The 19,674-nt window shown below is 51.2% G+C and carries 26 protein-coding genes; 21 read left to right on the forward strand and 5 right to left on the reverse strand.

From position 1 onward, the window contains the following. The first annotated feature begins 4 nt into the window (after positions 1–4). The 5 genes from flgL (at position 5) to ACZ2GZ_RS04245 (ending at position 3,348) form a co-directional block, all read left to right on the forward strand. Positions 5–934, forward strand: a complete 930-nt coding sequence (gene flgL / locus ACZ2GZ_RS04225) for a flagellar hook-associated protein FlgL (RefSeq protein ID WP_214716468.1) — start codon at positions 5–7, stop codon at positions 932–934. A gap of 3 nt (positions 935–937) precedes the next feature. Further along, entirely contained in the window at positions 938–1,513 is a 576-nt protein-coding gene (locus ACZ2GZ_RS04230; protein ID WP_131472892.1) for a DUF6470 family protein, read from the forward strand. A gap of 15 nt (positions 1,514–1,528) precedes the next feature. Next, positions 1,529–1,966 carry a flagellar assembly protein FliW gene (gene fliW, locus ACZ2GZ_RS04235; RefSeq protein WP_029595007.1) on the forward strand — a complete coding sequence of 146 codons (438 nt, stop codon included), beginning with the start codon at positions 1,529–1,531 and terminating at the stop codon, positions 1,964–1,966. Continuing rightward, on the forward strand, positions 1,966–2,193 hold the full coding sequence (csrA, locus tag ACZ2GZ_RS04240; protein ID WP_021066562.1) for a carbon storage regulator CsrA: 228 nt from the start codon (positions 1,966–1,968) through the stop codon (positions 2,191–2,193). Before fliW ends, csrA begins: the two co-directional genes overlap by 1 nt. Before the next feature lie 99 nt (positions 2,194–2,292). Continuing rightward, a complete protein-coding gene (locus ACZ2GZ_RS04245) occupies positions 2,293–3,348 on the forward strand; it encodes a GGDEF domain-containing protein (protein WP_251128595.1) in 1,056 nt (351 codons plus the stop codon). A gap of 31 nt (positions 3,349–3,379) precedes the next feature. Here the strand turns inward: ACZ2GZ_RS04245 and ACZ2GZ_RS04250 are convergent, their stop codons facing one another. Next, positions 3,380–4,294 carry a YitT family protein gene (locus tag ACZ2GZ_RS04250; RefSeq protein ID WP_214716470.1) on the reverse strand — a complete coding sequence of 305 codons (915 nt, stop codon included), beginning with the start codon at positions 4,292–4,294 and terminating at the stop codon, positions 3,380–3,382. A gap of 163 nt (positions 4,295–4,457) precedes the next feature. Between ACZ2GZ_RS04250 and ACZ2GZ_RS04255 the strand changes: the two genes are divergently transcribed. From ACZ2GZ_RS04255 to ACZ2GZ_RS04265, 3 genes are all read left to right on the forward strand, one after another. Beyond that, entirely contained in the window at positions 4,458–5,318 is an 861-nt protein-coding gene (locus ACZ2GZ_RS04255) for a YitT family protein (RefSeq protein ID WP_470295574.1), read from the forward strand. Positions 5,319–5,415: 97 nt separating this feature from the next. Beyond that, positions 5,416–6,369: a DMT family transporter gene (locus ACZ2GZ_RS04260; protein ID WP_214716473.1), complete on the forward strand. Its 954-nt coding sequence runs from the start codon at positions 5,416–5,418 to the stop codon at positions 6,367–6,369. Between the two features lie 2 nt (positions 6,370–6,371). Beyond that, positions 6,372–6,665, forward strand: a complete 294-nt coding sequence (locus tag ACZ2GZ_RS04265) for a putative quinol monooxygenase (RefSeq protein ID WP_035385647.1) — start codon at positions 6,372–6,374, stop codon at positions 6,663–6,665. A gap of 32 nt (positions 6,666–6,697) precedes the next feature. Here ACZ2GZ_RS04265 and ACZ2GZ_RS04270 read toward each other — a convergent pair whose 3' ends face one another. Then, positions 6,698–7,195 (reverse strand): hypothetical protein, encoded by a 498-nt coding sequence (locus ACZ2GZ_RS04270; protein WP_021066568.1) that lies wholly within the window; start codon positions 7,193–7,195, stop codon positions 6,698–6,700. Between the two features lie 156 nt (positions 7,196–7,351). On the opposite strand from ACZ2GZ_RS04270, the gene ACZ2GZ_RS04275 reads away from it, so the two are divergent. The 5 genes from ACZ2GZ_RS04275 (at position 7,352) to ACZ2GZ_RS04295 (ending at position 10,675) form a co-directional block, all read left to right on the forward strand. Next, positions 7,352–7,837: a hypothetical protein gene (locus tag ACZ2GZ_RS04275; protein WP_021066569.1), complete on the forward strand. Its 486-nt coding sequence runs from the start codon at positions 7,352–7,354 to the stop codon at positions 7,835–7,837. 58 nt (positions 7,838–7,895) lie between these two features. Then, positions 7,896–8,723, forward strand: coding sequence for a GNAT family N-acetyltransferase (locus ACZ2GZ_RS04280; RefSeq protein WP_214716475.1), 828 nt, complete (start codon positions 7,896–7,898; stop codon positions 8,721–8,723). A 10-nt stretch (positions 8,724–8,733) separates the two neighbouring features. Then, positions 8,734–9,057 (forward strand): hypothetical protein, encoded by a 324-nt coding sequence (locus ACZ2GZ_RS04285; RefSeq protein ID WP_214716477.1) that lies wholly within the window; start codon positions 8,734–8,736, stop codon positions 9,055–9,057. A gap of 123 nt (positions 9,058–9,180) precedes the next feature. Beyond that, positions 9,181–10,473, forward strand: a complete 1,293-nt coding sequence (locus ACZ2GZ_RS04290; protein ID WP_214716478.1) for a methyl-accepting chemotaxis protein — start codon at positions 9,181–9,183, stop codon at positions 10,471–10,473. A 64-nt stretch (positions 10,474–10,537) separates the two neighbouring features. Beyond that, positions 10,538–10,675, forward strand: coding sequence for a hypothetical protein (locus tag ACZ2GZ_RS04295; RefSeq protein ID WP_214716480.1), 138 nt, complete (start codon positions 10,538–10,540; stop codon positions 10,673–10,675). Between the two features lie 271 nt (positions 10,676–10,946). On the opposite strand, the gene ACZ2GZ_RS04300 is transcribed toward ACZ2GZ_RS04295, so the two are convergent. Further along, positions 10,947–11,489 (reverse strand): hypothetical protein, encoded by a 543-nt coding sequence (locus tag ACZ2GZ_RS04300; protein ID WP_214716482.1) that lies wholly within the window; start codon positions 11,487–11,489, stop codon positions 10,947–10,949. A gap of 367 nt (positions 11,490–11,856) precedes the next feature. Between ACZ2GZ_RS04300 and ACZ2GZ_RS04305 the strand changes: the two genes are divergently transcribed. The 3 genes from ACZ2GZ_RS04305 to hag (ACZ2GZ_RS04315) all read left to right on the forward strand — a co-directional run bounded on the left by ACZ2GZ_RS04305 (position 11,857) and on the right by hag (ACZ2GZ_RS04315) (position 14,812). After that, a complete protein-coding gene (locus ACZ2GZ_RS04305) occupies positions 11,857–12,792 on the forward strand; it encodes an IS30 family transposase (protein WP_470295575.1) in 936 nt (311 codons plus the stop codon). A 223-nt stretch (positions 12,793–13,015) separates the two neighbouring features. Continuing rightward, a complete protein-coding gene (gene hag, locus ACZ2GZ_RS04310) occupies positions 13,016–13,858 on the forward strand; it encodes a flagellin Hag (RefSeq protein WP_214716014.1) in 843 nt (280 codons plus the stop codon). A gap of 60 nt (positions 13,859–13,918) precedes the next feature. Continuing rightward, positions 13,919–14,812 (forward strand): flagellin Hag, encoded by an 894-nt coding sequence (hag, locus tag ACZ2GZ_RS04315; protein WP_214716007.1) that lies wholly within the window; start codon positions 13,919–13,921, stop codon positions 14,810–14,812. An 82-nt stretch (positions 14,813–14,894) separates the two neighbouring features. Here hag (ACZ2GZ_RS04315) and ACZ2GZ_RS04320 read toward each other — a convergent pair whose 3' ends face one another. After that, the gene (locus tag ACZ2GZ_RS04320; protein ID WP_214715999.1) at positions 14,895–15,770 is read right to left on the reverse strand and encodes a hypothetical protein; all 876 of its coding nucleotides are present in this window, start codon (positions 15,768–15,770) and stop codon (positions 14,895–14,897) included. Positions 15,771–16,041: 271 nt separating this feature from the next. On the opposite strand from ACZ2GZ_RS04320, the gene ACZ2GZ_RS04325 reads away from it, so the two are divergent. From ACZ2GZ_RS04325 to ACZ2GZ_RS04340, 4 genes are read left to right on the forward strand one after another with little or no spacing between them, the layout of a single operon-like run. Continuing rightward, the gene (locus ACZ2GZ_RS04325; RefSeq protein WP_214715997.1) at positions 16,042–16,398 is read left to right on the forward strand and encodes a flagellar protein FlaG; all 357 of its coding nucleotides are present in this window, start codon (positions 16,042–16,044) and stop codon (positions 16,396–16,398) included. Between the two features lie 12 nt (positions 16,399–16,410). Further along, positions 16,411–18,084 carry a flagellar filament capping protein FliD gene (fliD, locus tag ACZ2GZ_RS04330; protein ID WP_214715995.1) on the forward strand — a complete coding sequence of 558 codons (1,674 nt, stop codon included), beginning with the start codon at positions 16,411–16,413 and terminating at the stop codon, positions 18,082–18,084. 14 nt (positions 18,085–18,098) lie between these two features. Further along, positions 18,099–18,473 carry a flagellar export chaperone FliS gene (gene fliS, locus ACZ2GZ_RS04335; RefSeq protein ID WP_214715981.1) on the forward strand — a complete coding sequence of 125 codons (375 nt, stop codon included), beginning with the start codon at positions 18,099–18,101 and terminating at the stop codon, positions 18,471–18,473. Further along, a complete protein-coding gene (locus tag ACZ2GZ_RS04340) occupies positions 18,470–18,823 on the forward strand; it encodes a flagellar protein FliT (RefSeq protein ID WP_029595022.1) in 354 nt (117 codons plus the stop codon). Before fliS ends, ACZ2GZ_RS04340 begins: the two co-directional genes overlap by 4 nt. Before the next feature lie 35 nt (positions 18,824–18,858). Here the strand turns inward: ACZ2GZ_RS04340 and ACZ2GZ_RS04345 are convergent, their stop codons facing one another. After that, a complete protein-coding gene (locus tag ACZ2GZ_RS04345; protein WP_214715973.1) occupies positions 18,859–19,236 on the reverse strand; it encodes a DUF3021 family protein in 378 nt (125 codons plus the stop codon). Positions 19,237–19,428: 192 nt separating this feature from the next. Here ACZ2GZ_RS04345 and ACZ2GZ_RS04350 point away from each other — a divergent pair, with 192 nt between their 5' ends. Continuing rightward, a complete protein-coding gene (locus ACZ2GZ_RS04350; RefSeq protein ID WP_214715971.1) occupies positions 19,429–19,614 on the forward strand; it encodes a hypothetical protein in 186 nt (61 codons plus the stop codon). Positions 19,615–19,674: the final 60 nt, after the last annotated feature.

The raw sequence follows: 19,674 nt of genomic DNA on the forward strand, positions 1-19,674 counted from the left end.
CTTGATGCGAGTCACACAGACGATGCTCACACAGACGAACTTGAAACATTTATCGAGCAGTTATAACAAGCTCGCCCAAGTCCAGGAACAGCTCATCAGCGGGAAACGGATTCAGAAGGCGTCCGAGGACCCGGTCGTCGCCATGCAGGGCATGCGCTACCGGACCGAGGTGCGCGAGGTCGACCAGTTCCGCCGCAACGTCAGTGAAGCGACGAGCTGGATGGACTTGACCGATTCGACATTGAACGAAGTGACGGAAGCCGTCAAACGGATTCGTGAATTGACGACACAGGCGGCAAACGACACATACGAGTCGTCACAGCGTCAAATCATCCAGAGTGAGGTCAATCAGTTGATTGAACACATCGGCTCGCTCGCGAACGCGAAGTCGGGCGAGAAATATATTTACAACGGCACGAAGACGGACCAGCCGCTCGTCGACATGGACGCCTTGAAAGCGTTCCTTGCCGACCCGAACGGGGACGTCAACAGCATCTACCCAGGCGGGGCACCGGCCGCGAGCGGGAAAGTCGCCTTCGAAGTATCGAAAGGCATCACCGTTCAAGTGAACATGCAGCCGGAGACGGTGTTCGGCAGCGACGTGTTCGCCGGACTGCACGACCTCGTCTCGAAATTGGCCGACCCGAACACGACTGGTGAAGTGCTCTCGAACGAGCTCGCCGACCTCGACGTCATCGCCCAAAACTTGATCACGGAGCGGGCCGAGCTCGGCGCGCGTGCCAACCGGTTAGAACTTGTCGACAACCGCCTGCAAGAACATGAGATTATCGCCAAGACGATCATGTCCGATAACGAGGACATCGACATCGAAAAAGTCATCATGGAGCTCAAGTCTCACGAGACGGTGCACCGGGCCGCGCTATCGGCCGGGGCCCGGATCATCCAACCGACGCTCCTCGACTTCCTCCGGTAAGCGATGAATATCGCCCGGCTTGAGATGCGGCAGACGCAGGCCGCCATCCAAATCACGTCGAACCGGCCCCACCTCGAGATGCGGCAAGGCCGGGCCGATGTGTCGATGACGCAAGGCAAGGTCGAGATGACCCAACAGACGACAGGTGGTACGCTCGAGGTCGACTCGTCGGTCGCGCGCAGTGAAAGCAACTTGAAGGCGGCGCTCGAGCTCGGGCGCCATTTCGGTCAGCTCGGGGAACAGGCGGCCCGGGAAGCGACATCGACCACGGCCCGGGACGGGGACCGGCTCATGCGCATCGAGAACGGCAACCCGATCGCCGCGATGGCCGCTGAGAAGACGAGCGCCCCGTACCCGGTCGTCGACATGGACTTCATGCCGAAGTCGCTCGACCGCGTGAAGTTGACGTATACGCCGGCGGATGTCAAAATCGAGTGGAACCTGACGCCGGCACAGATTGATGTATCACTCACCCCGGCCGACATCTCGTTCACGCCATGGACGACGGACATCTCGCTCCGTCAACAGGCATCGCTCGAGATGTGGCCGGTCGGTGGCATGTATGATGAGACGCGTTGAAAGTGAGGACAACCCATGTTCATTGAGACAGACTATTTTGGCAAGATTGAAGTAAATGAAGACGAGACGATCTCGTTCGTCAGCGAGATTCCCGGGTTCCCAGAATCGAAGACGTTCGCCCTCATCCCGTACGGCGACGAGCTCCCGTTCTGGTCGCTCCAGTCGCTCGAGGATCCGGCCTGCGCCTTCGTCGTGACGAACCCGTTCTGGCACAAGTCGGACTATGCGTTCGAGTTGACCGACGGCGCGAAAGAGCAGCTCGGCATCGATGAGGCGGAACACGTCTCGGTGTATGCCATCGTGACGCTCCGCGATCCGTTCGACGCCTCGACGCTCAACTTGAAGGCCCCGATCGTCATCGAGACGAAAGAGCGGCGTGGGAAGCAGGTCATCTTGGATGACGTCTACCCGGCTCGGTTCCCGCTCGGCGGTCAGAAAGAAGAGGTGCGCTGATGCTCGTATTGAAACGAAAACAAGGCGAGGCCATCCATATCGGGGACGATGTGACGCTCACCGTGCTCGCCATCGAAGGCGACCAGGTCAAGCTCGGCATCGATGCCCCGCGCCATATCGATATTCATCGCCACGAGGTGTACGTCCAGATGCAGGCCGAGAACGAATCGGCCCGCGACAGCGCCAACTTGATGAAACAGATGATGCAAAACAAGTCGGAAGCGTGAGCTTCCGGCTTTTTAGCTGTCCTAAAATTTGGATAGGGTGACATGTGTCACTTTTGTACGATAGGATAGGAGGAAATAAATGGCGGGAGAGGACAAGGCTTGGGTCAAGTCATCAACATTTTTTTCATCAATGTCAGTATCATCTATCTCGTTTTATCGCTGGCCCTGTATCTCATGCGCCAGCTGTTGCCGATTCAGGCAGGTTCTCCTTATGCGGTCCGCATCTGGTTCGGTCTCGCCATGGGGCTCGCGGCCGTACTGTTGACGGTCAACTCGTTTCAAGTCGGAGAGGCAAGAGTCGACCTCCGGATTATCCCGCTCGCGCTCTCGGGCGCCTATGCCGGACCGGTCGGAGTCGCCGTCACGATGGGGTTGACTCTTCTCGGTCGCTTCGGTCTCGACGGCATGACCGACCAATTCATCCGCTCGTTCGGCACGCTCGGCTTGTTCTTCGTGTTGTCGCTCGTGTTAAATCGACTGGTGATGCGACGCGGTCACTTGTATTCGGCCTATCTCGTGTTCGGGGCCGTGCTCGTCTTGTTTCGAATTGCTGGCAACGTCCCGATTCAGGCGTTCACGACCGTGTTCTTGCCGTATTTCGTCATGACGTTCCTCGGTGGCTGGATGTGTTACTGGGTCGCGAAACAGATTGAGACGCACCTGCGCATGTTCCGGCTGCACGCGCAGCGGGCGACGATTGACGAGCTGACGGGTCTCCCGAACCGCTATATGACGCTCGAACGTTTGAACGAGGTCGAGATGTCGGGTCTCCCTTGGGCGCTGTTCGTCATCGATGTCGACCGGTTCAAGCAGTTGAACGATACATATGGTCATCGGGCCGGTGACGCAGCGCTTCACCACATCGGTCAAACGTTACAGGCGAACTGTCCGCCGGACGGCTTCGTCGGGCGCTACGGCGGGGAAGAGTTTCTGATGGTGCTCGAGGATGCCGGTGACGTCCGGTTGATCGCGGACGATATCGTCAAGGTCATCCGCGACACCCCGTTCTCGTTCGAAGGGATGCACATCCCGATGACGGTTTCGCTCGGGGCATCGCTCGCCGGGGCCGAGCCGGGCACGGTCGTGTTCGAACGGGCCGACGCCGCCCTTTACGCGGCGAAGACGAGCGGGCGCGATCAAGCAAAAATCGGATAAACAAAAAATCGGTCCCGGGGGGCCGATTTTTTTAGTGGATATTTTTCTTTTTGAACTGGCCGCCTCGGACGTCATGGATATTGCCGATGGCGAGGAACGCCTTCTCGTCATAGTCGTCGAGGATGTCCTTCAATTTCGTTTCTTCTAATCGACTGATGACGGTGAAGACGACTTTCTTTCCGTCGCCCGTATAGGCCCCTTCACCGTGCAGATACGTCACACCCCGGCCGAGCCGGTCCATGATGGCCTGACCGATGTCGTCCGGCGCCGTCGTGATGATCCACGCCGCCTTCGACTGGTCGAGCCCCTCGAGCACAATATCGATCGTCTTGAAGGCAACGAAGTACGTGATGAGCGAGTACATCGCCCGGTCCCAGCTGAAGACGAAGCCGGCCGTCCCGAGGATGAAGATGTTGAAGAACATGACGATCTCACCGACGGAGAACGGGAGCCGGTCCGTGAACGACACGGCTAAAATCTCGGTCCCGTCGAGCGACCCACCGGCCCGGATGACGAGGCCGATGCCGGCTCCGAGCAGGAAGCCGCCGAACACGGTCGACAATAGCAGGTCGTCCGTGAACGGCTCGATTGTATGAAGCAAAATCGTAAAGCCGGACATGAGCATGATGGCGATCAACGTGACGATGGCGAACGTCTTTCCGATTTGGCGATAGCCGAAGAAGATGAACGGCAAGTTGAACATGACGAGCCAGATGGCGAGCTTCGTCTCCGTCAAATAGGACGTGATGATCGAGACGCCGACGATACCGCCGTCGATGATTTGGTTCGGGACCAGGAACGCCTCGAGCCCGATGGCGAAGATGAACGACCCAATCAACAGGAGTAGCCCCTTGGCGAGGAGTTCGGTCGGTTTGATGGGATTATGGACACGTTTCAAACGGAGCACTTCCTCCGGGGACGGGGAAGGCATCGGTGGACGCTGCATCGGGGGTCACTCCTTTTTCTTTTCAGTATAGCAAACCTCACACGGGATGAAGCAGAAGCGGCAGACAATCTGACACAAGTTTTTCATCGACACCGAAGATGTTATTCTACTATTTTTTTATGTTAGACTAGGAAAGTTGATTCAAAAAAGGAAGACGTTACTCATGAAACGTGACAATCGAGCCTGGCTCATGGGCTTTCAAATCATCATGAACATCATCGGCGGGATGATCGCGGCGTACGGCCTCGAATCGGTGTTGATCCCGAACAGCGTATCGGACGGGGGCATCACCGGCATCAGCATCGTCGGCTCCCAACTGACGGGTGTCCCGCTCGGGGTGTTCCTCGGAATTCTCAATCTCCCGTTCGTCTATCTCGGCTATAAACAAATCGGGAAGAGCTTTGCCATCCTATCGGTCACGGGCATCGCCTCGCTCTCGGTCGGGACGCTCATCATGCACCGCGTCCCGACGATTATCGATGGGGACACGCTCCTCGTCACCGTCGTCGGCGGGATCATTCTCGGACTCGGGATGGGGCTGTGGCTCCGGAACGGGGGCGCGCTCGATGGCATCGACATGTTGGCCGTCCTGTTATCGAAGAAGTTGCCGTTCGGGACGAGCGACTTGATTCTCTTCTTGAACGTGTTCGTCTTCATCGTCGTCTCGACGGTGTTCGGCCTGCAAGGAGCGGTCCTGTCGGCCATCGCCTACTTCATCGCCTCGAAAGTGATTCATATCGTCGAGGAAGGACTGAGCGGGGCGAAGACGTTCAAAATCATCACGAGCGTACCGGACGTCATGGTCGAGACGGTGCGGGACCGGCTCGGACGGAGCGCCACGCTCAACCAGATTCAAGGCGCGTACTCAAAAGAGTGCTATTACGAGATCACGTGCGTCATCAACCGGCTCGAGGAGCGGAAGATGAAAGAAATCATCAACCAAGTCGACCCCGAGGCGTTCGTCGTCGTGTACGAGGTGTCCGAGGTCAAAGGTGGGAATTTCCGAAAACGCGATATTCATTGAGACGAATCAAGCAGCCAGCGCTGCTTGATTTTTTGGTGGAGGCAGGGAAATGCGGGATGGATAGGGAACAAGTGGGGATTCAGAAAGGAGAGAACGTATGCGTCCATTGTTATTAGGTGTGCTCGCCGCCTTGTTTTTTGCGAGCACGTTCGTCTTGAATGAATCGATGCAGGTCGGCGGGGGGAGTTGGGCGTATAGCGCCTCGCTCCGCTTCCTGTTCATGATTCCACTGCTCATGCTCGTCGTGGCCGTCCGGGGTGGCATGACGCGGGTGCGCCGCGCCATCGTCGATCAGCCATGGCCGTGGCTCGTCTGGGGGACGGTCGGCTTCGGTCTGTTTTACGTCCCAATCTGTCTCGCCGCCGAGGTCGCCCCGCCTTGGCTCATCGCCGGCACGTGGCAAGTGACGATCATCGCCGGGGCGCTGTTGTCGCCGCTGTTCCGTCGGAGTGACGGGACGCGGGAGCGGATTCCGTGGACGGCGCTCCGCTTCTCGGGACTCATCCTGTTCGGCGTCGTCTTGATGCAAGTCGAGTTCCTCGCCGACTTTGAGCCGCGTTTCCTATGGATTGGGGTGGTGCCGGTATTGATTGCCGCGTTCGCCTATCCGCTCGGCAACCGGAAGATGATGGCCCACACCGACCTCGACGTGTTCGAGCGTATCCTTGGTATGTGTATCGGTTCGCTCCCGGTCTGGCTCCTCCTGTTCGGTTACGGGTTGACGACGGGGGCGCCATCGAGCTCGCAACTGACGCAGACGCTACTCGTCGCACTGTTATCGGGCGTCGTCGCGACAGTGCTCTTCTTCAAGGCGACCGACCTCGTCAAACACGATATGGGGAAACTGGCCACGGTCGAGGCGACCCAGGCGCTCGAGGTGCTGTTCGCGCTCATCGGCGAGTTGATTTTTCTCCAAGCGCATCTGCCGTCCGGACTGTCGCTCATCGGCATCTCGCTCGTCATGGTCGGGGTCGTGCTGCATAGCCGTAGCCAGTTCAAGGTGGAGGAAAAGCCGCACGTTGCGGCGAATCGATACGGGAAGGAGGGATGAACATGTCCTATGGATTGATTGGGAAACTGACGGCCGTACCAGGTGAGCGCGAGACGCTACTCGCGATTTTGCTCGAGGCCGCTACGGCGATGGAACGAGAGCCGACGTGCGCGGCGTACCGGGTGAACATCTCGCTCGACGATGAGTCGATTGTCGTCTATGAGGTGTGGGCAAGTATGGAGGCGCATCAACAATCGCTGTCGCTTGAGACGACGCAGACGTTGATTGGGAAGGCGAAACCGATTTTGGCCAATATCGAGCGTCTCGCCGTGTTCGAGCCAAGGAACGGTCATTAAAAAAATCCACGTCCGAGGACGTGGATGGCGGGTCATGCTTTCGTTAAGCTGCCTTTGACTTGCTCATAAAACTCGTCCATCATCCCAGTCCGGCTACCGAGCTGGCAGATGAGTTCGAGCGTCTCTTTATAGAACTTTTTGACGAGTCCTTTGTTTTTGATGTTGTCCATCGACGCCATCGTCTTGTCGAGGTTTTGGAGAATCTCTTCGATCTGGTCGTCCGAGTCCGGTTTGACGACTGTCATATTGTCCGGGATTTTGACGACTTTGTCTTGCTCCTGATGACGGAACGACGCGCCGAAGCCAAGGTTCTCGATGAACAAGTGCGGCATCACTTTCTGACCGAAGAACTGCTTATGCCATTCTGTCGCTTTCATCGTGTCCATGTCCTGTTTGAACGTGGACGCAGTCGAGACGTACTTTCTGAACAGGTCGGTCATGAACTTCTCAATGACCGGGATTTGAAGGGCGAAGACGTTCTTTAAGAGCGCGTCGAGCTGTGCGCGTGACAATTGTTGTTCGTTTGACATATCAGTTCCTCTTTTCTATAATACGATATCTTCATCGTATGGGATTGACGGACGTGCGTCAACGCATCCCTAAACATTTTTTCAGAATATTTAATGATTTACGGTCATTTTGTGCGATAATCGTCTCATGGCTAGACCAAAGAGGAGTGAATCCATATGAACAAAACAATGAAGTGGGCGGTCGCGCTCGGCGTGACGGGTGCCCTCGTCGCAACGGTCGGTGTCGTTTCGTCCAGAGGGCGGACTGACGACACGACGCAGACGATCCGTGACCGTGAGCTCGGGTACGAGATCATTCTCCCGTCGAAAATTGTCGAGGCGATTGAGCGGGGGGACGTCTATATCGAGAAGGCGCAGGACGTCGTCGATGTCGGCGACAAGAACAGCTACGGCACGTTCGACCTCTACTATAACGTCGAGGACGGCGACGACCAATTGTTGTTCCATTTGGACTTGATTGACCGTGAACTATCGGAAGAGGCGTTCGCCCAGGAAGTCGGCTACGGCAACTACCTCGGTGCGAGCGACAAGACGTTCTTCTGGGTCGAACCGACCGAGGCCGTTCCAGGTGCCGAGGCGCACACGGACGAGATTGCGGAGCTCCTCGAGACGCTCCCAGAGCTCGAATTCCGGACGTTATGAGTCCGCCCGCTACGGCGGGCTTTTTCGATTGTGCTACAATATGACGTGAGGTGATTTCATGAATTGGACAGTAGAAGAAGTAAGACAGGCAGACCAGGTCGCAGCGCTCGAAGCAGCGGTCAACACGTTTGACAAAATCGATGTGAAAATCGGTCACGTGACGGTCGGACAGAACGACTACGCCGTCTATGACGGTGACGCGCTCGTCGGCTATATGGTGCTCTTCCCGTATCTCCCGAACGAGTATGAAGTGAACGCGCTCGTGCATCCGGACTATCGGAAACAAGGCGTCTTCAAGGCGCTCTTTGAAACGGCGAAACAGGACGCGAAACAGAATGGCTGTGAAGCGTTCACGTTCGTCATCGATCGCAAATCGAAGGACGGCAAGGCGGTCATCGACCATCTTGGCGCGGCGTACCAGTTCTCAGAATATAACTTGGTGCTGAAAAAAGCCGAGCTGTTCTTGAAGCCGGACGAAGTGTCGCTCCGCGAGGCGACGGACGCCGACCGTTCGCTCATCATCGAGACGCTCTCTGAAGCGTTCGGCGACCCCGTAGACGTGACAGAGAACATCTATCAACAGATCGATACGCCGGACCGCGTGACGTACATCGGTGAGGTCGACGGTCGTCCGGTCGGGGTCATTCGTGCCCTCCTTTCGGGCGAAGATGCCGGTAGCATCCATGCGTTCGGCGTCAAGGCGGCCGAGCAAGGCAAGGGCTACGGCACGAAGATGTTGAAGCAGATGGTCCAGCAACTGTTCCGCATGGGCCGGACGAAGCTCGAGCTCGACGTCGAGACGGAGAACAAGGCCGCGCTCGAGATTTACAAGCGGGCCGGGTTCGCTGAAAACGGCGGCTATGAGTTCTATCTATTAGAACTGTGAGGTGAGACGAATGGTTCGGAATTTGAAATGGCTCGGTGCCGCGTTCGAGGCGTTCCTCGGCATCCCGGCAATCGGTGGGCTGTTCATCATCAGTATGGGCTACACACCGCTCGGGTTCATGCTCGTGTTCCATATCATCTTGCTCGTCTTATCGGTGTCGCGGCTGAAACGAATTTCAGTCGGGGCAATCGTCGGCATCACGGCTTCGGTACTCGGGGTCATCCCGCTCATCGGCATGGTGCTACACTGGGCAGCCGCGATTGCGCTCGCGCTGGATGCACTTATGACGACGCATAACGAAGAACGTAAGACAAGTGAAGATGACCGTTTTTAATCAAGACGCTCTCGGTGACGAGGGCGTTTTTTCATTGACCAAAACTTCAACTGAAAACGCTATACAAAAGCTGGGATTTGGACGATATAGTAGGTGATGAATTACACAGAGGAGGAACTCATAGTGAAGCTATTCAAAAACTTTACGACCCAACTGCTCGCTTGGATTTTGGTCACATCCTTTATCACGGGCGGAGCGGTCGGCTGGATCACGCTCTTATTACTCACGGAGCTTGAGATGGCGAAAGGTCAGGTCATGCTCGTCGGGACGGCCGTGGCCTTGCTTATTTCAGTGATTGGTGGCGCCGTCATCTACTTGATCGCCCGTCGTCCGCTCAAAGCCATCGAATTGGCGTCGGACAAGGCAGTCGAGGTCGGCAACGGCGATTTGACGGTCGCGTTCGCGGACGAGACGACGACAGACCGTTCGGAGATGGGGCGTCTGCTCCTCTCGATGGACAACATGGTCGGACACCTACGTGAACAAGGGACGAACATGCGCTATACGGCGGACCAGCTCACAGGTTCGGCACAAGAGATTGCGGCAGCGGTCCAAGAAGGCAATATCGCCGGCGAGAACATCCGTCAAGCGATGGACGCCTTGAACAAGATGCTCGAGGATAACGTCAGCGCGACGTACAGCTCGATGGATTTGCTCGGTGCCGTCGCTCGGACGATGGAGAAGATCCGCAACGAGATGGGCTCAGCGCTTGAATCAGCGAGTGAGATGCAACAAGAGGCGGAGAGCGGCAAAGGCCTCGCCTCGTCGTCGGTCGATGCGATGCATGCGATTGCTGGCAAAGTTGAGCAATCGTCGACGCTCAACAGCAAGTTGACAGAGATGACGGGCGAAATTTCGCGCATCACGGACGTTATCAGCGACATCTCGGCGCAGACGAACTTGCTCGCCTTGAACGCGTCGATTGAAGCGGCACGGGCTGGCGAACATGGGCGCGGCTTCGCGGTCGTTGCGGCCGAGGTCAAGAAGCTCGCTGAACAGACGGCGAACTCGACGCAAGAGATCACGGATTTGATTGTCGACGTCAAACGTCTCGTCGGCGATACGTCGTCCTCGATGGCGAACGTGAAAGCGGAAGTGGAGACGGGCGTCGGTCTCGTCGAGAAGGCGGGCGGTGCGTTCGCATCAATCCACAACTCGGCAAACGAAGTGTACAGCCACGTCCATTCGGTCGATGCGCTCTTGGATGAGTCACGCGGACAGATCGACTCGGTCGTCACGAACTCGGCCGGAATTGTCGGCATGGTCGAAGAGGCGTCACGCTACGCGACGGAAGTCACGTCGGCGGCGAGCCAACAGGCGGCCAGTCTCGGTGAAGTGAACGGCGCGATGACGGAGCTCGTCCGTGTCGCGGAGAGTTTGCAGAATGAGACGGAGCAAGTGAAGGTAGAAGCGTAATCCTTAAAGCGTATGCGAGAGCATGCGCTTTTTTGCTCCACCACAGCTAGAAGGATGTCTCATTGTGGGAGACGTGGTGATGGACAAGGACCGGGCGAGCGAGTTGATCGCCTATGAACTCAACTTCGACGTGATGTTTGTTTTGACGGCAGTCGATGAGGAGATGGTCGATTTCGGAAAATCAACGCAACGCGGCCTATAGCAGAGGTCAGTGGCTTAGATAAAAATCAAAGACAGACAATTCCCAGCCGGCAGCAGGTTTCCGAAAGTCGAATCTGTCGTTCGGGATGTCACGTCTAGAGTGTGAGGCAATCATTAAGATGCTTGAGCTAGCGATTGTAGGAAAGACGGAGACGGGGTTTGTGGAGAAATTGATGGTGAAGTGAAAAGTGATCTCTGAAATGATAAATGAGTGATTAATTCAGAAAGGCGGGTGGCTAGATCAATAACAACCCTTGTACCCACCTTTTGTATTACATATTGACTTTTAGCTTTTTCGGGACCATTGGGTATGCTAATAACTCTTCACGCAAGACGTTACTTGCGAAGTCATTCGCTTCTTTTTCATAATTTCTGTCTTGGTAATGAACTGATTGATTTTCGGAAGAAGCGATAGTCTCGAATGTCAAATCACCGCTTAATAGTTGCATGAAATGTTTAAATTCGTGAAGAAGAATAAATTTATAAAAGAGAATTTGTTCTTTTTCTGAGTTTTTAATTAATTGATTTTTTAAATTTAGCGAATGAACTTTGTTTTCATTATTACATTCCGCTCCGAAACGATTCTCGTAAATGAAGAATCTCATAACAAATTTATTTTCATTTTTAGCTAAAGTTGCGATACTCCCCATCTCAGACAATTTTTCTCGTGTATCGAAGTAACCAATTCTTTCGAACTTTTTCTTTAGCATGAAACCAAGCCCTGATATCTGGAAAAAAATTGAATACTCATTCGGTACAGGTGATGATAATAAAGAATCATGCGCCTTTCTTACAATTTCTTCGATTGTCTTCATAAAAATCCTCCTGCTAGCTTTTATTCAGCACATCAGCTAACTACCTCGGCCTACATCAATATTATCGTATTAGGCAGTATAGTAAAAAAGCGGTCTGTCCTCTAAAAACAGGGTTCTCCTTTGATTTTCTGCCTTCTAGAGGGGGGAAGAAGGGGGGGATTGCGGGTCGATACATATTATTAGTGTATTCTCTAACTAATGCGATATTTTTTCTGAACATTAGTTTTAAACAATTGCGGCTCATGTTTTTTGTTTGATGAATTATAAAATTAAGTGCAACATCTGAACGTGAACGCAAAAAAAGCCCACAGCGATGGCCTCGTTTAGAATGAAGTTACGACACAAACATTCATACGGAGGAATCGCTATGAGCTACACCCATCTTACCACAACGGAGCGCGTGAAAATAGAGACCTATCTGGAGCTCGGGATGTCCATCCGGTCCATCGCGAGACGGATCGGGCGACAGCCCTCGACCGTCTCGCGGGAGATCAGACGGAACCCCGGCTACGAGTCAGGACGTGCGCAGAAACGCTACGAGAAGGCGAAAACCCATTGCGGCGTCAAGACGAAGCTCGACGACACGATGCGCCGGACGATCGTCGAGAAGCTGCGTGCGACCTGGTCACCAGAACAGATCGTCGGCCGCCTCTACGCAGGAAAAATTGCCTTCTCCACCATCTACCGCTGGATCTATGCGGGACGGATCGACGTGCCCGTGACCGTGCTCCGCCAGAAGGGGAAACGTCAAAAGCCGACCGAGACGCGCGGTCGCATCAACGTCGGTCTCCCCATCTCGAAACGACCTCCAGAGGTCAGGGGTCGCCGGACATTCGGGCATTGGGAGCTCGACACCGTCGTCTCCGGACGTGGGAAATCGAAGGCGTGCGTCGCGACGTTCGTCGAGCGGAAGAGCCGGTTCTATCTCGCCCTGCCAATCGCGGACCGCACCGCGGCCTCGATGGAGGGGGCAATCCATGCGGTGCACGGTGCCTTCCCGGAAGGCACGTTCGAGACGGCGACGACGGACCGGGGCAAGGAGTTCAGCGGTCACGAGCGCATCCAGGCGTCGCTCGGCGTGCCGATGTATTTCGCCGACCCGTACTCATCGTGGCAACGGGGGAGCAACGAGAACGCCAACGGGCTCCTCCGCGAGTTCTTCCCGAAAGGAACGGACTTCGCGCAGGTCGGTGACGGTGAACTCGCGGATGCGCTGGCCAAGATCAACGGGCGACCGAGAAAGTGCCTGGACTGGAAAACCACACACGAGGCCTTCACCGAGGAAGTGTTGCGCTTAATTTGACAAACCGTCGTTTGATATTAAGAAATGTAACAAAATTTATAAAGTGCCAATAATATATGAATTCAAAAAAGGATTAAACATTCAGTAGACTACTCCGATATAGAGTATGGAAACGATAAAACGTTCCAACTAATACAAGGTGAGGGGCCGGCTAAGCCTTGTATGCTCGGACAAATGGATTTGGAAGAGCGGAAAAAACTCAAACCTATGGAGGGAAATTACAATGATTATTAATCACAACCTTAACTCGATGAACGCACACCGCAACATGTCATTCAACACAGCACAAACTGGTAAAGCAATGGAGAAATTATCTTCAGGACTTCGCATCAACCGTGCTGGTGATGATGCTGCTGGTCTTGCAATCTCTGAAAAAATGCGCGGACAGATTCGTGGTCTTGATATGGCTTCGAAAAACGCGCAAGATGGTATCTCAATGATTCAAACAGCTGAAGGTGCTTTGAATGAAACACACTCAATCCTTCAACGGATGCGTGAACTTGCAGTCCAATCTTCAACAGATACAAACACTGATAAAGATCGTGTAGAGATTCAAAAAGAGGTTACTCAACTCGCTAAAGAAATTACAAGAATTTCTGCAACGACAGAGTTCAACTCACAAAAACTATTAGATGGTTCAGATAATGATGGGAAAGTATTCCAAATCGGGGCGAACGCTAGTCAAAGCCTCACTTTAGTTATTGGTAAAATGGATGCTACAACTTTAGGTGTCGGTACTGGTACTAATGAAGCAGATACGGCTGGAATTAGTGTGGCTAACCAGGCAGATGCAAACACTGCTATAACAGAAATTAGTGATGCTATTGAAACAGTCTCAGGCGAACGTTCAAAACTCGGCGCTACTCAAAACCGTCTTGAGCACACAATTAACAACTTGAGCACGTCTGCTGAAAACCTTCAAGCAGCTGAGTCACGTATCCGTGACGTTGACATGGCAAAAGAAATGATGAACTTCACGAAGAACAATATCCTTAACCAAGCTGCGCAGGCAATGATGGCCCAATCGAACCAACAGCCGCAAGCGGTACTTCAGCTTCTTCGTTAAAAATTAAATTAAAATGACCAAAAGGACTTGGTCATATCATATCTATGGAGGGAAATTACAATGATTATTAACCATAACCTTAACTCGATGAATGCGCACCGCAACATGTCATTCAACACAGCACAGACGGGCAAAGCAATGGAGAAATTATCTTCAGGACTTCGCATCAACCGTGCTGGTGATGATGCTGCTGGCCTTGCAATCTCAGAAAAGATGCGCGGACAGATTCGTGGTCTTGATATGGCATCAAAAAACGCGCAGGATGGAATTTCTCTCATTCAAACAGCTGAAGGAGCATTGAATGAGACGCATTCAATCCTTCAACGTATGCGTGAACTCGCTGTTCAAGGTTCGAATGATACAAACACGCTGACTGACCGTAAAGAACTACAAAAAGAATTCAACGAATTAATTACGGAAATTGATCGTATTTCTACAGATACTGAATTCAACACGAAGAAACTCCTGAACGGTGAAGCTGACGCGGCTTCTGGAGTTGCTGATGCTGCTAATCTAAATTTCCACATTGGGGCAAATGCTGGTCAAACATTAGTTTTGAGTATCTCTCAGATGGACAGCTCAACTTTAGGTAGTACTGCTGCTGGTAGTAAGCTTACAGATTTAAAAGTTGCTGATGTGAGTCTTCCTGCTACCAATTCAGGTGGATTGCTAGATGACGCTGACGGTTCAATTACAATTGTGAATGACGCTATTGAAATGGTTTCGGCTGAACGTTCGAAACTAGGTGCAAACCAAAACCGTCTCGAGCACACAATCAACAACTTAAGCACGTCGGCTGAAAACCTTCAAGCCGCAGAATCACGTATCCGTGACGTCGACATGGCAAAAGAGATGATGAACTTTACAAAGAACAACATCTTGAACCAGGCAGCCCAGGCAATGATGGCCCAATCGAACCAACAGCCGCAAGCGGTTCTTCAACTTCTCCGTTAAGATTTACTTTGCTCTTAACCAACATACACTAGAACTAACCTATGAAAATGTTCGTCTCTCAGTTTTGAGGGACGGACATTTTTTAATATACATAGGCGACTATATCTTCCTTCAAATAATTCTTTTTGATATCTTGCCATTTATACACCACCGACCAGTAAGTACGACCTATCTGCTGGGCAATCGTGGCGTCTGTCATTCCGATCTGCTTTGATCGAATGATAAACTCAATCTCATCTGTCGTATAATCATTTTTTGCTTTTGAAGAAATGACGTTCATATCCGGGTGTTGTTCTCGTTCAATCTGTAATCGATAATCCCAATCAAGTTTTTTACGCATGGATGGAATGGCATACGCATAAGGAGTGAACTCATTTAAGAAACGAATCGCTTCTTCTGTTTTTTGAATACGAAGTGTATAGAAGTGACCATCAGAACGGCGACTCAATACGAAACGATGATGGAAGGTTCGCGCTATAAATGCACTTAATACTTCAAGTTCCTCAGGATAAAAGGCTTGGAGATGAAGATAGATATGTGGAGTGATGATCATTTGATTCAATTTGGATCGCGTAGATTTTGTCAGTGATAGACTACCGTCGTCTAAATACAGAGCCAGTAAAAAAACGGGATGAACACAGTCTTCTAATAAGTGTACCGGAATCTGCTTTTTTCGGTCGTCATAACATTGTTCTCGTAACCAAGTAAATAACTGATCTTTACTTGAATACAGTTCTGCACTTGTTCCTGTCTTTCTCACTTTAATTCCTTCGAATACTCGAGGGACGCTCTTTAATTTCCACTCACGATACTCCATTTGTTTGACTGAAAAATGTTCGCGATACTGTAGTCCATTCTTCGGGGCTACTTTTGCATTTGTTCGTGTAATGGTCCCATCTCCTAATAATGTTCCTAACAATAAACTTTTCTCAAACACGGTCAATTCGTCCCATTCCATCATGCATCCTCCTCGATTCTCTTCAAATTACTACTCTATATTATTTGTTCCCGATTTTATTTTTGATAGTCGGAATACCAATGTAGAAAAAGTAGAGGGTTTAATGTAATTTATGGTTTAAGAAGATGAAAAGTAAATTCGACTAGAACATAATGTTTAAATATTCATTTATATTACTGCATAGTTTTTTAACCCATCAATAAAACTGAAAAATATAGTGTGGTGAACCGATATAGTATGTGAGAACAATGAAAATGAGGAGTAGAAGTTTATGAATCCGATTATGTCTGAAGTCCGGCTTCACCTACCTTCTTCTGTCTTGCCGTATGAACAAACAAAAAACGTGTTCGTCGAAGCGAATCAAAAAGCGCTCGCAGACGAAGGGATTGTCATTCTTCCGACGCCTCAACACGTTACAAAACTAGAGGCGGCTGTCGAGAAGGCGAATCTTGTACTAGAGCAACAACGTACCGGTTTAAAGTTCATGAAACATGAGAAATTGAATGACTTCTATATTCAAATCGTAGATACGAACAACGAAGTCATCCGGGAGATTCCAAGTAAGAAGTCGCTCGATTTTTTTGCGGCATTTATGGAATTCAATCAACTCTTCGATGAACGTATTTAAAGGAGGTATATTATGACGTCACCAATCCGATTTGGCGGACTCGCCAGTGGAATTGATACCGATTCAATTATCAAGCAATTGATGCAAGCTGAACGTATGCCAGTCGATAAACTTGAACAACAAAAACAGACGACCGAATGGAAACGAGATGCGTACCGCGAAATCAACCGTTCGCTCATGACCCTTCGAAACAGTGCGGTCGATCTCATGTTCAGTCGCAATTTTTACGCCAAAACGTCTAGCTCATCTGATGAATCACGTGTCTCTGTCGTAGCAGGACCATCTAGTGGAAACACGGCAATACGTATCGAATCTGTCAGTCAGCTCGCAACAGCTGCTACCCAAGTCGTTGAGCCTAAAGATAAGAATGGAGTTGCAGTAACGAAGACGACAAAAGTTGCGGATATGAACTTACAAGCGGCTGTACAAGAAGTGAAGTTGTCTGCTGATACGAAGGAATGGACGCTTTCTCCTAAACCAAAAGTCGGAGCGACTATTTCGCTGAAAGACGCAACGAATACACTCATTGGTGCCTCAAGTTATACTTATGATGAAGCAACTGGAAAAGTAACGATGAATGACAGTTCTGATATACCGACAGGCACCACGGCCACTTATACTTCTGGTTATCAGATTGAAATTCGGTCCGTTGAAGGCGGAGACTTTCAGACGATCAAGGTAGCGGAAGACGCCACAATGGAGAACCTAGTTACTGCTTTGAATGGAAAAGAATCAGGGGTGTCTGCATTTTTCGAACCGATTTCTGGCAAGCTGTCCATTACTCAAAAGCAGACCGGTGAAAATGCAATCATAGAATTTGACGCAACAACGAAGGCTGCTTTTGGTATCGCTCCTGGAAATCTACCGAAAACAGGAACAGATGCAAGCTTCACAGTGAACGGTATTCCGATGACACAGAGCTCAAACACCGTCACGATTGATAACATGACCGTCACGTTAAAATCAGAGTTCGCGTCTGGTGCAGTGACGCTTTCTGCTGCAACCGACACACAAAAAATCTTTGATAACATCAAAGGATTTGTCGATAAGTATAACGAGACGATTGATCTTATGAATAAGAAAGTCCGTGAAGAACGGTTCCGTTCGTTTGCACCGCTCACACAAGCCCAACGCGATGAACTTTCTGATGACGAAATTAAGAAATGGGAAGAAAAAGCGATGAGTGGAATGCTTCGTGGCGATACGATTGTCCGTAGCGCGATGGATACGATGCGAGGCAAGTGGTCAAGCGCGACGTCGAGTACTAATGAAGATGGGATGAAACAACTCTTCCAAATCGGGCTCTCAACCGGTGCGGATTTTACCAATGGTGGGAAAATTGAGCTGAACGAAGAAAAGCTTAAAGCTGCCATTGAAAAAGACCCGGATCAAGTGTATCAACTCTTCACGAACGCAGAAAGTGGGCTACTTCCACAAATTCGTGATGCAGCGACTAACTCACGATCGTCCATTACTCGGATTGCCGGTGCTGATGGTTCGGGTGCTCCGACGTACTCGATGGGACGTGAGATGACGCAAATCGATACACGGATCAAGCGTTTGAACGATTTGTTAGTCGATAAAGAAAATGCCTACTACCGTCGCTTCGCAGCGATGGAGACGGCAATGAACCAGGCGAACTCGCAAGCCGCCTCACTGCAACAGTTCTTAGGCGGAGGCATGTAAGAGGAGGAATTTAAATGGTAGCCAACCCATATGCAGCATATCAAAACAATGCGGTCACGACCGCGAACCCACAGGAATTGACGCTCATGCTGTACGACGGGGCGCTCAAGTTCATGCGCCTCGCCAAACTCGCCATCGAGCAAGGGAATGTAGATTTAAAGAATACGAATATTCAAAAGACACAAGCCATCTTTCAAGAGATGCGCCTGACTTTGAACAAGGATGTTGCCATCTCGGCGAACTTAGACTCGCTTTATGAATACATGTGGCGTCGTCTCGTCGATGCGAATGTCAAAAACGACACGACCATCCTCGACGAAGTGCTCGACTTTACGACCGAGCTTCGCGACACGTGGAAGGAAGCGATGAAACTCGCGAAGCAAGCATGAGACCCATCGATGAGATCATTTTCAAAACACAACGTTTAAAAGACCTGCTAGCTAAAGTGCCGGAAGAGCCGACGTATGACACGTGGATGGATCAAATCCATGAGTTGCTCGACGATCGCGAGCAGTTGCTTGCGGCGCACGGACCGGACTTAAAGGACGCCGACCAGACGGTGATTCGTCAGCTCGTCGATGACAGCCAACAGATTGCCCGATTAATCGAGGCCGAACATCAACGGCTCGGGATGACGCTCGGGACGGCGCGTCAAGAACGGAAGACGGTCAAGTCGTACGTCGACCCGTACGAGGATGTCGACTCGAACTTCTCGGGATTGTTTGATCAACAGACATAAAACAGCTCGAAGGCGCGCCTTCGAGCTGTTTTCGTTCATAAAGTTTTAACTTGCCGTCGCGCCTTTTGTATTACATAGGATGCGCTAAATAAGAACAACCCGCTCACATTAAACTTCAAGTAAACCATCAGGGCATCTTGAAGTGACGACACCGGCAGAAAACCAGTGAATATGACGAGCGGCAGAATCGTCACATGCATCGTGACCCAATGAATCAAGATCTGTTTCGGGAATGACCAACGTTTCACTTCGTAGATGACGCTCGTCAGACCAAGGAAAAATGCCATCCCGCCATAGACGAGCATATTATGTACACCTTCCATATTTCCGCTCCACCATTGATACATCGCAAGCAACCCAAATAGCATAAACCACTTTACGCCACGAACCAATCCTGTTTTCAATAACATCATCTATATCGTCCCCTCATCTATTCATTATCATCATTTACGACCCAACTACTAAAAAAATTTCATTTCATTTGATAGGGATGCAAAGACGTCTGATTTCATTTACAATCGACTCAATACCATTTAAACCGGTAGAAAACCGGGTAAATACCACTGTAACCGTTGCTTCTGTTCTGGAAAGAGGAGGGAAACGAGATGAGTGAGAAAAAGGTAAAGCCTAAGTCATCGAAAGATCGTCGTTACTTCGTCTATGGTCCAGAAGGGGCGTATGATGAATATGTGGAACGTGACCCTAAACTTGAAGCGTACATCGAAGAAGATACGCCAATCGAGGACGGTCCCGATCCGTATGAAGAAGAAGAGCTTAGATCACGAGGATAAAACATGCGAAGTCAAGGTCCCATTGCGGACCTTGACTTTTATTTACTTAGGATGACGACC

It is taken from the genome of Exiguobacterium sp. KKT215 (assembly GCF_055635335.1).

Excerpts from the sequence above, each read along its gene's own strand:
- flgL (WP_214716468.1), top strand. The coding sequence starts at position 5 with ATGCGAGTCACACAGACGATGCTCACACAGACGAACTTGAAACATTTA.
- ACZ2GZ_RS04230 (WP_131472892.1), top strand. The coding sequence starts at position 938 with ATGAATATCGCCCGGCTTGAGATGCGGCAGACGCAGGCCGCCATCCAA.
- fliW (WP_029595007.1), top strand. The coding sequence starts at position 1,529 with ATGTTCATTGAGACAGACTATTTTGGCAAGATTGAAGTAAATGAAGAC.
- csrA (WP_021066562.1), top strand. The coding sequence starts at position 1,966 with ATGCTCGTATTGAAACGAAAACAAGGCGAGGCCATCCATATCGGGGAC.
- ACZ2GZ_RS04250 (WP_214716470.1), bottom strand. The coding sequence starts at position 4,294 with ATGCAGCGTCCACCGATGCCTTCCCCGTCCCCGGAGGAAGTGCTCCGT.
- ACZ2GZ_RS04255 (WP_470295574.1), top strand. The coding sequence starts at position 4,458 with ATGAAACGTGACAATCGAGCCTGGCTCATGGGCTTTCAAATCATCATG.
- ACZ2GZ_RS04260 (WP_214716473.1), top strand. The coding sequence starts at position 5,416 with ATGCGTCCATTGTTATTAGGTGTGCTCGCCGCCTTGTTTTTTGCGAGC.
- ACZ2GZ_RS04265 (WP_035385647.1), top strand. The coding sequence starts at position 6,372 with ATGTCCTATGGATTGATTGGGAAACTGACGGCCGTACCAGGTGAGCGC.
- ACZ2GZ_RS04270 (WP_021066568.1), bottom strand. The coding sequence starts at position 7,195 with ATGTCAAACGAACAACAATTGTCACGCGCACAGCTCGACGCGCTCTTA.
- ACZ2GZ_RS04275 (WP_021066569.1), top strand. The coding sequence starts at position 7,352 with ATGAACAAAACAATGAAGTGGGCGGTCGCGCTCGGCGTGACGGGTGCC.
- ACZ2GZ_RS04280 (WP_214716475.1), top strand. The coding sequence starts at position 7,896 with ATGAATTGGACAGTAGAAGAAGTAAGACAGGCAGACCAGGTCGCAGCG.
- ACZ2GZ_RS04285 (WP_214716477.1), top strand. The coding sequence starts at position 8,734 with ATGGTTCGGAATTTGAAATGGCTCGGTGCCGCGTTCGAGGCGTTCCTC.
- ACZ2GZ_RS04300 (WP_214716482.1), bottom strand. The coding sequence starts at position 11,489 with ATGAAGACAATCGAAGAAATTGTAAGAAAGGCGCATGATTCTTTATTA.
- ACZ2GZ_RS04305 (WP_470295575.1), top strand. The coding sequence starts at position 11,857 with ATGAGCTACACCCATCTTACCACAACGGAGCGCGTGAAAATAGAGACC.
- hag (WP_214716014.1), top strand. The coding sequence starts at position 13,016 with ATGATTATTAATCACAACCTTAACTCGATGAACGCACACCGCAACATG.
- hag (WP_214716007.1), top strand. The coding sequence starts at position 13,919 with ATGATTATTAACCATAACCTTAACTCGATGAATGCGCACCGCAACATG.
- ACZ2GZ_RS04320 (WP_214715999.1), bottom strand. The coding sequence starts at position 15,770 with ATGGAATGGGACGAATTGACCGTGTTTGAGAAAAGTTTATTGTTAGGA.
- ACZ2GZ_RS04325 (WP_214715997.1), top strand. The coding sequence starts at position 16,042 with ATGAATCCGATTATGTCTGAAGTCCGGCTTCACCTACCTTCTTCTGTC.
- fliD (WP_214715995.1), top strand. The coding sequence starts at position 16,411 with ATGACGTCACCAATCCGATTTGGCGGACTCGCCAGTGGAATTGATACC.
- fliS (WP_214715981.1), top strand. The coding sequence starts at position 18,099 with ATGGTAGCCAACCCATATGCAGCATATCAAAACAATGCGGTCACGACC.
- ACZ2GZ_RS04340 (WP_029595022.1), top strand. The coding sequence starts at position 18,470 with ATGAGACCCATCGATGAGATCATTTTCAAAACACAACGTTTAAAAGAC.
- ACZ2GZ_RS04345 (WP_214715973.1), bottom strand. The coding sequence starts at position 19,236 with ATGATGTTATTGAAAACAGGATTGGTTCGTGGCGTAAAGTGGTTTATG.
- ACZ2GZ_RS04350 (WP_214715971.1), top strand. The coding sequence starts at position 19,429 with ATGAGTGAGAAAAAGGTAAAGCCTAAGTCATCGAAAGATCGTCGTTAC.